At 72.3% G+C, this 12194-nt stretch carries 11 protein-coding genes; 4 read left to right on the plus strand and 7 right to left on the minus strand.

Translation table 11 applies throughout. From position 1 onward, the window contains the following. Nucleotides 1-22 precede the first annotated feature (22 nt). Nucleotides 23-442, plus strand: a complete 420-nt coding sequence (locus ABZ877_RS27855; protein ID WP_361076119.1) for a hypothetical protein — start codon at nt 23-25, stop codon at nt 440-442. A gap of 115 nt (nt 443-557) precedes the next feature. Continuing rightward, a complete protein-coding gene (locus ABZ877_RS27860) occupies nt 558-1958 on the plus strand; it encodes an aminopeptidase (protein ID WP_361076122.1) in 1401 nt (466 codons plus the stop codon). Nucleotides 1959-2018: 60 nt separating this feature from the next. On the opposite strand, the gene ABZ877_RS27865 is transcribed toward ABZ877_RS27860, so the two are convergent. The 3 genes from ABZ877_RS27865 to ABZ877_RS27875 all read right to left on the minus strand — a co-directional run bounded on the left by ABZ877_RS27865 (nt 2019) and on the right by ABZ877_RS27875 (nt 6113). Next, the gene (locus ABZ877_RS27865) at nt 2019-2642 is read right to left on the minus strand and encodes a hypothetical protein (RefSeq protein WP_361076125.1); all 624 of its coding nucleotides are present in this window, start codon (nt 2640-2642) and stop codon (nt 2019-2021) included. Between the two features lie 149 nt (nt 2643-2791). Further along, nucleotides 2792-4639 (minus strand): glycoside hydrolase family 3 protein, encoded by a 1848-nt coding sequence (locus ABZ877_RS27870; protein WP_361076128.1) that lies wholly within the window; start codon nt 4637-4639, stop codon nt 2792-2794. A 562-nt stretch (nt 4640-5201) separates the two neighbouring features. Next, nucleotides 5202-6113: a LysR family transcriptional regulator gene (locus tag ABZ877_RS27875; protein ID WP_361076130.1), complete on the minus strand. Its 912-nt coding sequence runs from the start codon at nt 6111-6113 to the stop codon at nt 5202-5204. Between the two features lie 101 nt (nt 6114-6214). Between ABZ877_RS27875 and ABZ877_RS27880 the strand changes: the two genes are divergently transcribed. After that, nucleotides 6215-7174 carry an EamA family transporter gene (locus ABZ877_RS27880; RefSeq protein WP_361076133.1) on the plus strand — a complete coding sequence of 320 codons (960 nt, stop codon included), beginning with the start codon at nt 6215-6217 and terminating at the stop codon, nt 7172-7174. Here ABZ877_RS27880 and ABZ877_RS27885 read toward each other — a convergent pair. Next, nucleotides 7158-7967 carry a sugar phosphate isomerase/epimerase family protein gene (locus ABZ877_RS27885; protein ID WP_361076136.1) on the minus strand — a complete coding sequence of 270 codons (810 nt, stop codon included), beginning with the start codon at nt 7965-7967 and terminating at the stop codon, nt 7158-7160. The two genes, ABZ877_RS27880 and ABZ877_RS27885, sit on opposite strands and share 17 nt — an antisense overlap. Nucleotides 7968-8068: 101 nt before the next feature. Next, nucleotides 8069-9013, minus strand: a complete 945-nt coding sequence (locus ABZ877_RS27890; protein WP_361076139.1) for a bifunctional helix-turn-helix transcriptional regulator/GNAT family N-acetyltransferase — start codon at nt 9011-9013, stop codon at nt 8069-8071. 312 nt (nt 9014-9325) lie between these two features. On the opposite strand from ABZ877_RS27890, the gene ABZ877_RS27895 reads away from it, so the two are divergent. After that, complete coding sequence (locus ABZ877_RS27895; RefSeq protein WP_361076142.1) at nt 9326-10750, plus strand: alkaline phosphatase family protein; 1425 nt, start codon at nt 9326-9328, stop codon at nt 10748-10750. A 7-nt stretch (nt 10751-10757) separates the two neighbouring features. Here ABZ877_RS27895 and ABZ877_RS27900 read toward each other — a convergent pair whose 3' ends face one another. Next, nucleotides 10758-11132: a hypothetical protein gene (locus tag ABZ877_RS27900; protein WP_361076145.1), complete on the minus strand. Its 375-nt coding sequence runs from the start codon at nt 11130-11132 to the stop codon at nt 10758-10760. Next, nucleotides 11122-12171 (minus strand): LacI family DNA-binding transcriptional regulator, encoded by a 1050-nt coding sequence (locus ABZ877_RS27905; protein WP_361076148.1) that lies wholly within the window; start codon nt 12169-12171, stop codon nt 11122-11124. The genes ABZ877_RS27900 and ABZ877_RS27905 overlap by 11 nt, the downstream gene beginning before the upstream one ends. Nucleotides 12172-12194 lie beyond the last annotated feature (23 nt).

The following is a 12194-nucleotide window of genomic DNA, read 5'->3' on the forward strand; positions in this document are numbered from 1 at the left end:
AACGTGTCAGGAGGGGACAGCGATGCGAAGAGGTGACGAAAGCGATATAGCGGGGGCCCGCGGTCCCCGCCGCCTCCTCGCGCTCGCGCTGGCCGCGCTGGTCTCCGCCGCGCTGCTCGTCGTCGCCGGGCCCGGCACCGGTGGCGCGCACGCCTCCGCGCTCTGCGCCGGGCACAAGGTCCGCACCCTGTCGTTCGCCACCGGCAAGGCCGTCGTCTACCGCACCGGCGGCTACGTCTGCGCCGTCACCCTCGCCAAGCGCACCGGCGTCCGTCAGCCCATGTCGGTCAGCGTCCAGGCCCGCGGCAGCCGCGCCGTCGTCGACCGGGGCCGCTACACCCACCACGCGGGCCCGGTCACCGTCCACGCCGGACACCGCTGCGTACGGATCAAGGGCAAGGTCGGTACGAAATCGGTCGGTACAGGCTGGATTCTGTGCTGACCCGGCCGACACGGGGCCGCTGATGTCGTGCTGAGCGGACACCGTGCACCCCTGGTGGTACGCGGCACCCTCCGATAGTTTCCGGAGCGATCCGTGTAACTCCAGGGGAGGGTGTATGCGCAAAGCGCTCAGATGGCTGTTGTCGCTCGTGGTGCTCATAGGCACGGTGAGCGCCGCCGGAGTGTCCACGGCGACCGCCGCCGGCGGCACCGACGCCACCGACATCAAGGACCGGCTCCTCGCCGTACCCGGCATGAGCCTGATCGAGGAGAAGCCCTACACCGGCTACCGCTACTTCGTCCTCAACTACACCCAGCCGGTCGACCACCGGCACCCGTCCAAGGGCACCTTCCAGCAGCGCATCACCGTGCTGCACAAGGACGTGAGCCGCCCGACGGTCATGTTCACCAGCGGCTACAACGTCTCGACGAACCCGAGCCGCAGCGAGCCGACCCGTATCGTCGACGGCAACCAGGTCTCCGTCGAGTACCGCTTCTTCACGCCGTCCCGGCCGCAGCCCGCCGACTGGTCCAAGCTCGACATCTGGCAGGCCGCCAGCGACCAGCACCGCATCTACCGGGCGCTCAAGCCGATCTACGGGCAGAACTGGCTCACCACCGGCGGCTCGAAGGGCGGCATGACCGCCACCTACTACGAGCGCTTCTACCCGCGCGACATGGAAGGCGTCGTCGCCTACGTCGCCCCGAACGACGTCGTCAACGACGAGGACTCCGCGTACGACCGCTTCCTCGCCGATGTCGGCCCGAAGGACTGCCGCGTCGCCCTGCAGAAGGTGCAGCGCGAGGCGCTCGTGCGCCGCACCGCCCTGGAGAAGAAGTACAAGGAGTACCTCGCCGCGAACGACTACACCGTGAACACGGTGGGCTCGCTCGACAAGGCGTACGAGGCGACCGTCCTCGACCTCGTGTGGGGCTTCTGGCAGTACCAGCCCGAGTCGGCCTGCGCGGACGTCCCCGACGCCAAGACCGTCAGCGACCAGGCGCTCTTCGACTACGTCGACAAGATCGGCGGCTGGTCCTCCTACGCAGACCAGGGCCTGGAGCAGTACACGCCGTACTACTACCAGGCGGGCACCCAGCTCGGCTCGCCCGACATCAAGCAGCCCTGGCTCGGCAAGCTCTCCCGCTACGGCTACCAGCCGCCGCGCAACTTCGTCCCGCGCACCATCCCGATGAAGTTCCAGAAGCACGTCATGCGGGACGTCGACACGTGGGTGCGCCACCACGCCACGCGCATGCTGTACGTCTACGGCGACAACGACCCGTGGGGCGCGGAACCCTTCCGCCTCGGCGCCGGCGCCCGTGACAGCTACGTCATGACGGCACCGCACGCCAACCACGGCGCGAACGTCGCCGCTCTGAACGCCGACGACAAGGCGCTCGCCACCGAGCGGATCCTCGCCTGGGCCGGTCTGTCCGGTACGACGGCCAAGGCGCCGCACGACGCGAAGCTCGACCGGGTGGAGAACTTCCGCCAGTTCAAGCTGCGCCCGTGACACCGGTCCTCTGAGGAGGACTTTCTGAGGGGAAGGGGGCCGCGTGAGCGGCCCCCTTCGTCATGTCCGTACCGCGCAGCCCACCTGGTCCGTCCCGCTGAGCGTCACGTAGAGGACGGTCGACGCCGGGCAGTCGATACGGTCCGGCACCGCCGAGCGGACGCGGTACTGCGGCGCGTGCCCGCCCGAACCGTCACAGGCGGTCTCCCGGACCTGCCCCCGCCCGGTCGCGTACACGCAGTCGCCGACGATCGTGCGGGGCCCGCCGCCCGCGCCGGGGTCGCCGGGGTGCGGCGGCCGGAGGTTGCGCATGCAGGCGTAGCCGCGGGTGACCTTGCCGTCGCCGTTCTCGTCGGCGGCGTGCCCGTCGGGCGTCGCCCGGGTCTCGCTGACGCGCAGGACGAAGTCGGTACGGGCGGGACAGGCGGGGCCGTTCGCGGTGTCGCCCTCGTGGCGCGCGACCACCCGCGCGACGGCGTGCCCACTGCCGCACCCCGCCTCGCCGAAGCCCGTACGCCCGCGCACGGCACACTCACCGGTGGCGAGGAACACCGCCGCGTCACCGGAGGGGGACGGCTTGCCCGACGCCTTGTCGTCGCCGGACCCGGACAGCGCCTGGCACCCGGTCAGCGCGAGCGCGAGCAACGGCGCCGCGCACACCGCCCCCACCGTCCGCGCGCGCATGGCAGCCCCCCGAGACACCTGTCCAGCGTGGCCCGGGAGCCGGGCGCACGCCAGACCGCGCGGGGCGGTTTGCGACGTTCGGGGGCGGTGCGTCCCTGGTGCGCCGTACGCCCCCGTACGCCCGGCCGCGTACCGATCCCGTACCGCAGCTAGTACCGCAGGCCGTACCCGATCGGATAGAGCACCTGCGACGGGTCGTCGGCGCGCTGCACCGGCACCGGCAGCTTGCCGCGCGGCTCGGCGCGGCCCGCGAGGACCCGTACCGCCGCCCGCAGTTCGACGTCGATCCAGGAGTACGCGGCCACGTGTGCCGTGGCCGCGCCCAGGTGGGCGACGTCGTACGGGTTGCGCAGGGACAGGGTGATCACCGGTACGCCGGTCGCGGCGACGGCGTTCACCAGCCTCTGCTGGGCGCTGCCCGCGGTGACGTTGTACGTGCCGACGAGCACGGCGTCCTTGCCCGCGGCGGCGGCCACCGCCTGGTCGATGACGGCCTGGCCCGGCGCGGTGCCGGTCGCGAGGACCGTCGCCGAGAAGCCGAGTTCGGTCAGCGCGGCGCCGAGCACGGTGGTGGGCGGGCCGTCGCTGAGCGAGGGGGACGCGGGGTTGGCGCCGAGCACGAGGACGTTCTTGTGGGTGCGCCGGTTGAGGGGGAGCAGCCGGTCCTTGTTGACCAGGAGCGTCGTCGTGCGCTCGGCGATCTTGTCGGCCGCCGCCAGATGGGCGCGGGTGCCGACCGTGTGCTCGACGCCGCGCCGGGTGACGTACGGGTCCTTGAAGAGACCGAGCTTGTGCTTGAGGCGCAGGATGCGCAGGATCGATTCGTCGAGCCGCTGTTCGGTCAGCTCGCCGCTTCGTACGGCCTTCAGGACGCCGTTGTACGCCACGTCCAGGGACGGCGGGTTGAGCAGCTGGTCGACGCCCGCCTTCAGGGCGAGCACCGGCACACGGTCGTCGCCGTACTTCGTACGGACGCCCTCCATGCCGAGCGAGTCCGTGATCACGACCCCGTCGTAGCCGAGCTTCTCGCGCAGGATGCCGGTGAGGATCGGGCGCGAGAGCGTCGCCGGGTCCTCCGCCGGGTCCAGGGCCGGTACGACGAGGTGGGCCGTCATAATCGAGTCGATCCCGGCGTCGATCACCGCCTTGAACGGCGGGGCGTCCAGCTTCTCCCACTGCTCGCGGGTGTGCGTGATCACCGGGAGGCCGGTGTGGCTGTCCGTCGCCGTGTCGCCGTGGCCCGGAAAGTGCTTGGCCGTCGCGGCGACGCCCGCCGACTGGTACCCCTCGACCTGCGCCGCGGCCATCCTGGCCACCGCCGCAGGGTCCGCGCCGAAGGAGCGTACGCCGATGACGGGATTGGCCGGGTTGATGTTGACGTCCGAGTCCGGGGCGTAGTCCTGGTTGATGCCGAGCGCGCGCAGCTCGGCACCGGCGATCGCGGCGGCGCGACGGGCGTCGGAACGGGAGCCGCCCGCGCCCAGCGCCATCGCGCCGGGGAGGAGCGTGGCGGGCTTGCCGACCCGGGCCACTATGCCGTGCTCCTGGTCGGTCGAGATGATCAACGGGATCTTGGCGGGCTGGCGGCGGCCCACCTCCTGGATGCCGTTGCTGAGATCGGCGATCTGGTGCGGGTCGCGGACGTTGTGCGCCCACGCGAAGTAGATGATGCCGCCGACCTTGTACTTGTCGATCATCTCGGCGGCGGTGCGGACGCCGATCTCCTTCAGGTTGGCGTCGATGTCGGCCTGGTCCGGGGCGGTGGCCGAGTGGCCGTAGACCCGCATGACGAAGAGCTGACCGACCTTCTCCTCCAGGGACATCCCGGAGACGATCCTGAGCAGGGCTTTGTCGGTCTTGCCTTTGTCGTTTTTGCCCTTGCCTGTGGCGGCGGCCTGGGCGGGGGTGGTGCTCAGGCCTGCGGCGGCGAGGCCGGCGGTGGTGGCGGCGAGCAGGGTCCGTCTGGAGAAACCGGGGCTGGACTGGCGGTGGTGCACTTGCGCTCCTTCCGGGGGAGGGGCGGGGCACGAGCTTTGGCCTGGTTGAAGCGGTGAAAATTACTTCCGCGCGTCACGGTTACCCGGAAAGTTTCTGCCAGTCAAGACACTCAGCGCGGAATGCTCCGCATGTTGCCGGGTTGGGGCGGCGCCGGGGTTGGGGGCGGTGCGGGTGCGTGGTGGCTGGTCGCGCAGTTCCCCGCGCCCCTGAGCGTCTGCCCCCTTCGCGTCGCTTCTGGGTGCGGCTTTCGTCGTGGTTGCTCGCGCAGTTCCCCGCGCCCCTGGGGGGCATGCGGCTTCGCCGCAGCCCCATGAAATGGCGCACGGAGTGCGCCTTCCAGGGGCGCGGGGAACTGCGCGAGCGACCACGACGGGCCTGTTGGTCGCGTTCGATGGGTGGTCGGGCAGACGGGGGCGTGGTCTTTGGGGGCGCGGGGAACTGCGCGACCAGCCACGATGCACCTGCGGTCGCGTTCGACGGGTGGTCGGGCAGACGGGCGCGTGGTCTGCGGGGGCGCGGGGAACTGTGCGAGCGGTCACGACGAAAGCCGTACCCCGAGACCTAATCCGGGATCAGGCAGGCGCGGGCCCGGGTGCGTAGCGCGTTGATCGTGGTTGCGATCGCGGGGCGGCGCGACATCCCGGTCCGCCACAACGCATAGACCCGCCGCCTCGGCACAGGATCCAGCCGCACCACCCCGACCCCCGCCGGCAAGGCCCCCCGTCCGAGCCGAGGAATCACCGCCACCCCCAACCCGGCCGCGACGAGCGCGACCAGCGTCGGATTCTCGTCGGCCTGATGCACGATCTCCGGCTCGAACCCAGCGGAGCGCATCGCGCGGAGGAGCCAGTCGTGGCACACCCGCCCGGCCGGCTGCGACACCCACCGTTCCCCGCCGAGCTCCTCCCACCGCACAGCCGTCCGCCCGGCGAGCGGATGCCCGGCAGGCACGAGCAGATCGCACAGGTCGGAGCCGAGCACCGCCTGTTCCACCCCGGCGGGGACCGGCAACGGCGCGATGTCCCAGTCGTGCGCGACGGCCAGATCGACCGCCCCCTTGGCGACGAGGGGCACGGACAGATGCGGGTCGACCTCGGACAGGCGGGGGTCGAGCGCGGGGTGCTGCGAGACGAGGTCGGCGAGGGCCGCGGGCAGCAGCCCCCGCGCCGCCGAGGCGAACGCGGCGATCGTCAACCGCCCGGCCGGCACCCCGCGCCGCTCCTCGATCCCTGTCTCGGCCCGCTCCAGGATCGCCATCAACTCACTGGCCGTCGAGACGAGTTGCCGCGCTTCCTCCGTCAGCTTGACGCCCCGCCCCTCCCGTTCCAGAAGCACCGTCCTGGTCTCCCGCTCCAGCTTCGCTATCTGCTGGGACACGGCGGACGGCGTGTACCCGAGCGCGGCCGCGGCGGCGCCGACCGTGCCGTGGACGGAGACGGCGTGCAGCGCGCGCAGGCGTGGGATGTCGAGCATGACGGCCTCCGGAACCAGCCCAGTTCATTCAGCGGGGCTTCATCCAACCATGCAGCAATCATCGCTGGTGCTACATGGTCACCGCCCCTGATGCTCGACGTATGAGACCCGCGCACACCGGACTCGCCGTCCTCGTCGCCGCCCTGTGGGGCGTGAACTTCGTCGTCATCGACATCGGCCTCGCCCATTTCCCGCCGTTGCTCTTCTGTGCCCTGCGCTTCCTGCTGGCCGCGGTGCCCGCGCTCTTCCTCGTCGGCCGTCCGCGCGTGCCGTGGCGGTGGATCGTCGGGGTCGGGCTGGCGCTCGGCGTCGGCAAGTTCGGCCTGTTGTTCCTCGGCATGAACGCGGGGATGCCCGCGGGCCTTTCCTCGCTCGTGCTCCAGGTGCAGTCGGTCTTCACCGCGCTGATCGCCTTCGCGTTCCTCGGGGAGCGCCCCGGCCGCGTACGGGCGGCGGGCATGGCGGTGGCGCTCGCCGGCATCGCGGTGGCGGCGGTGGACGAGGGCGGTTCGGGCCCGCTGGGCGCGTTCGCGCTCGTTCTGGTGGCGGCGGCGTTCTGGGGCGTGTCGAACGTCCTGACCCGCAAGGCGGCGCCGGACGCCCCGTTCACCTTCATGGTGTGGTCGAGCGCGGTCCCGGTCCTGCCGCTCCTCGCGCTCTCCCTGCTCTTCGAGGGCCCGGCGCGGGACGCCCGCGCGCTCACCTCCCTCGACCTTCCGGGCGTCGGCGCGATCCTCTACGTAGCCCTGGTCACCACGCTCTTCGGCTTCAGCGCGTGGAGCCGTCTGCTGCGCCGCTACGACGCCTCGACGGTCGCCCCGTACTCCCTGCTGGTCCCGGTGTTCGGCATGTCGTCAGCGGCTTTGTTCCTGGACGAGGAGGTCAGCGCCTTGCGCTGGTGCGCGGCAGCCCTTCTGGTGACAGGCGTGGCACTGGCCTCACTGAAGGGCGCCCCGAAGAGGCGCGGGGAACGGCGCGAGCAACCACGACGGCCAGCAGTCGGCGACGACGAAGACGGGGCGGACGAGTCTCCGAACCCCGCACTCACGCCGACTCGTTGAGCAGCCGGGCCAGATACTCCCGCCCCGCGCCGAGAATCCCGGGGAGCGGCTCGGCCGACTCGTACCACCGGGCCTCGTACTCCCAGCAGAGCCACCCGTCCCAGCCCTCCCGGCTGAGCACCTCCACGCACTCGCCGAGCGGCAGCGCGCCCGCGCCGAGAGCCAGCGGTGTCGTGTCGTCCGGCCCCGCGATGTCCTTGACCTGCACATATCCGAGGTAGGGGGAGAGCGCCGCGTAGGAGACGGCGGGCTGTTCGCCGCCGAGCCAGGTGTGCATGACGTCCCAGAGCACGCCGACGTTGCGGTGGCCGACGGGGCCGACGACGCGGGAGGCGGCGGCGCCGGTGCGGTGCGAGTCGTGGGTCTCGAGGAGTACGAGTACGTCGCGGTCGGCCGCGTACTCGGCGGCGACGCCGAGGCGGCGGGCGGCCGTGGCGTCGGCCTCCTTGCGGCCGTCCTCGTCGAGGTCGTCGCCGCCGCCGGGGAAGACGCGGACGTACGGGGCGCCGAGGTCGTGGGCGAGGTCGATCAGGGCGCGTACGTCGTCGAGCACGGCGGTGTCGTCACCGGGCGCGGCCACGCGCGCGTACCCGGCGACGGCCAGGATCTCGACGCCCGCGGCCTTGAACTGACCGGCCACATCGGCGCGGGCCGCCGCGTCGAGGCCCGGGTGGACGGGCTCCTCGGGGTGGGCGCGCAGTTCCACGCCGTGGTAGCCGTGCGTGGTCGCGAGGCTGAGAACATCGGCCAGCGGCTGGCCGGGAACACCGAGAGTGGAGAACGCCAGTTTCATGGGGCGGACCATACCCGCGCTACGGCCCCTCACTCAGCCGCCGCGTACGACGCCGACGCCGGTCCTGCCTGGTCGGGTCGGTGTACGGCGCCCTCCGTCCCTCACTCGGGCACCCCCTGCAACGGCAGTCGCCAGTCCTGCCCCATCAGATCGGCGCCGAAGGAGCGGTGGGGGGTCTCGGCGGTCAGTACGAAGCCGTGGCGTCGGTAGAGGGAGCGGGCGGATTTGAGGACGTCGTTCGTCCACAGGACCAGTTCGCGGTAGCCGACGCCGCGTGCGAAGTCGACGACCGCCCGTACCAGGCGGTCCCCGATGCCGAGGCCGCGCGCTTCTGGCTCCACGAGGAGGAGGCGGAGCCGGGCCGTGCCGGGTGCCTCGTCCCGTACGCACATGACGCAGCCGACCGGGCGGCCGTCGAGCTCGGCGATCCACACGCGTTCCAGGTGCGGGTCGTGGTCCTGCGCGAAGTCGGCGACGATCCGGGCGACCAGGCCCTCGTACTCGGCGTTCCAGCCGAACTCGGCGGCGTACACCGCGCCGTTGCGCGACACGATCCAGCCGAGGTCGCCGGGGCCGGGCTCACGCAGGACGACGTCGTCCGCGCGCGGGGCGGCGCGGCCGTCGCCGAGGAGGGTGCGGACGGTGCGCAGGGCCTCCGCGAGCCGGGTGCGGTCGGGCGCGGGGACGGTGTCGAGGAGCGCCCCGACCTGTTCCCGGGAGCGTTCGTCGAGCAGCTCGGCGGTGGTGCGGCCGCGCGGGGTGAGGGTGACGCTGCGGCGCCGGGAGTCCCGCGCGGAGGCGGCGCGCTCGATGAGCCCGTCCCGCTCGAACTTGCCGAGGATGCGGCTCAAGTACCCGGCATCGAGGTGGAGTCGGGCCCGCAGGTCGGCGGCGTCGAGGCGGCGTCCGCGCCCCGGGTGCGCCAGTTCGTACAGGACGCGCGACTCGGTGAGGGTGTAGGGGGCGTAGAGATGGCGGCTGTAGTCCAGCGCGCCGATGACGTTGGTGTAGAAGCGGTTGAAGGAGCGGATGTCCTGCACGGTCATGGGCTGCCTCACCTCGCGACGTCCAGGTTCGTAGCCGTCGAATGGTTGACTGAGTCAGAGGTTCGGGGGTGTCCGTCACGGTACGCCGGACGGGCGGGGGCGTCCACGGTTCGCGTCGGCCCGACACGGCCCGACGCGGGCGGGAGGGGCGCGGCCATCGGGTGACCCTGGGGCCCCCATCTGGCGGGCGCCGGGCGCGTCCTCCCCGGGGCAGGCCCGTGCACATGGCAGGTATAGCGGTTCAAGCGCAGCTCACGGGCGGTCCGGCGCGCCCGGGACCGTCCGACCAGCCAGATGCAGGGGGCTTCCTCCATGGCCGAACTGACCCGACGCAGACTCCTCGGCTCGGCGGCGGGCGCCGTCGGGGGCGCCGGGCTCTCGCTGCTGCCGCCGAGCGTACGCAAGGCGGTGGCGGCAGGACCCCCGCGCAAGGGTTCGCTGCGCGACGTCGAGCACGTCGTCATGCTGATGCAGGAGAACCGGTCCTTCGACCACTACTTCGGCACGCTCAAGGGCGTACGCGGCTTCAACGACCCCCACGCACTGAAGCTGAGCGACGGCCGCTCGGTGTTCTTCCAGCCCGACCCGGAGAACCCGAAGGGCTACCTGCTCCCCTTCCACCTGGACACGCACGCCACCAGCGCCCAGGCCATCCCCTCCACGAGCCACGCCTGGTCGGTCCAGCACGAGGCGTGGAACAACGGGGCGATGGACCGCTGGCTCCCCGCGCACCGCAAGGCGGACGGCGTCAACGGGCCGTACGTGATGGGGTACTACACGCGCGACGACATACCGTTCCAGTTCGCGCTGGCCGAGGCGTTCACCATCTGCGACAACTACTTCTGCTCGGTCCTCGGCCCGACCTGGCCGAACCGGCTCTACTGGATGACCGCCTCGATCGACCCGTCCGGCACCCAGGGCGGCCCGGTCGTCAACAACACGGCGCCGGCCCCGTACCGCTGGACGACGTACGCCGAGCGGCTCCAGGCCGCCGGGGTGAGCTGGAAGGTGTACCAGCAGGACGACGACTACGGCTGCAACCTGCTGGAGCAGTTCGCCTCGTTCCGCGACGCGCAGCCGGGATCGGAGCTCTACGAGCGCGGCGTCCGGCCGCAGCCCGAGGGCACCTTCGAGGCCGACGCGCGGGCCGACCGGCTCCCGGCGGTGAGCTGGATCATCCCGACGGGTCACCAGTCGGAGCACCCCGACCATCTGCCCGCAGCGGGCGCCGACTTCGTGGCCCAGAAGATCGAGGCGATCGCCGCGAACCCGAAGGTGTGGGCGAAGACGGCCTTCATCCTCAACTACGACGAGAACGACGGCCTCTTCGACCACGTGCCGCCGCCGACGCCCCCGGCGGGCACGGCCGACGAGTTCGTCCAGGGCCTGCCCATCGGCGGCGGCTTCCGCGTTCCGGCGATCATCGTCTCGCCGTGGACGGTCGGCGGCTGGGTCGCCACGGAGGCGTTCGACCACACCTCGGTGCTGCAGTTCCTGGAGAAGGTCACGGGGGTGAAGGAGCCGAACATCTCCGCCTGGCGCCGCGCCACCTTCGGCGACCTCACCTCGGCGTTCCGCTTCAAGCACCACGTGCCCGGGCCGCCCCGCCTGCCCCACGACACGGCGAAGCAACTGGCGCAGGCCAAGGAGGAGGTGGCCACCCTGCCCAAGCCCACGCTGCCCGGCGCGGACCAGCAGTTCCCGCACCAGGAGCGGGGGCGGCGGCCGCACGTGTGACGCGGTGTCACATCAGCGTCCACAACACGGCGAACGGCAGCAGGACGAACGGGACGGCCCGGGTCCACACCGAGCGGCCGATGTCCGCCTTCCGCGCGAAGCCCCGGTTCGCGAGCACGACCAGGACCAGGACGAACAGGGCGGACACGGCCGTGAGCCACAGCATCGCCGGGCCGTGGTCCAGCGTGGTGTAGTCGCAGTCGCCCGCGAACCCGGGCGACGCGGCCTCCTCCGTGCTGTGGCAGTCCATCGGCAGCCACTCGCTCACCAGCCACCACGCGCACCCGAGCGGCGCCAGGGCGGGCAGCCCGAGCGCCCGGTTCACCAGGACCGGGGCCGTCCACCGCACGGGGCCCCGGTGCCCGGCGGTGTCACCGCTCACGCGGCGCCGCCGTCGACCCGCGCACCATCAGCTCACCGCGCACCACGTCCACCCCGCTGGGCGGCTCCGCCTCCCGGCCCATGGCGATGCGGCCCGCCCGCGCCGCCGCCTCGGCCAGCGGGAGGCGGACCGTCGTCAGCGCCGGGACCGCGTCCACGCTGAAGGGCAGGTCGTCGAAGCCCGCCACCGACACGTCCTCGGGGATGCGCAGGCCCGCCTCGCGCAGCGCCGCGCACGCGCCGAGCGCCATCGTGTCGTTCGCCGCGACCACGGCCGTGAGCCCCGGGTCCTGGCGCAGCAGCCGCGCCGTCGCCCCGTACCCGGCGGCGCGGTCGTACGGGCCGTGCGCCACCAGGCCGTCCGACTCCGTCACCCCGGCCTCGGCCAGCGCCTCCCGGTGGCCCTCCAGGCGGTGGCGGGTCGTCGTGCGCTCCTCGGGGCCCGCCACGTAGCCGATGCGGCGGTGGCCCAGGGTGAGCAGGTGGTGCGTGAGCTGTCGCGCGCCGCCCCGGTTGTCGAACGTGAGGGCGCAGGCGTCCGTGCCCGGCACCGGAGGACGCCCGCACAGCACGACCCGTGTGCCCGCCTCCGAGAGCCGCCGCAGCTTGTTCGCGACGGTGGCGACATGCGTCTCGTTCTCGATCGCGCCGCCCGTGAGGACGACCGCCGCCGCGCGCTGGCGCTGGAGCAGCGTCAGGTACGTCAGCTCCCGTTCGGGTGAACCGCCCGTGTTGCAGACCACCGCGAGCCGCTCCCCGCCGGCCCGCCCGCCGGGCCCGACGATCTCCGACTGCACGGCGGACGCCATGATCCCGAAGAACGGGTCCGCGATGTCGTTGACCAGAACCCCGACCAGGTCGGAGGTGGCCGCCGCGAGGGAACTGGCCGGACCGTTGAGCACGTAGTCCAGCTCGTCCACGGCCTTGAGCACCCGTTCGCGTGTGGCGGCGGCGACCGGATAGTTGCCGTTCAGCACGCGGGACACGGTGGCGGGGGACACCTGCGCGCGGGCGGCCACGTCCGCCAGGGTCACGGTCATCGGAACCATCCTCCGTCAGCGGC

Source organism: Streptomyces sp. NPDC046939 (assembly GCF_040644575.1).
Lineage (GTDB): Bacteria > Actinomycetota > Actinomycetes > Streptomycetales > Streptomycetaceae > Streptomyces.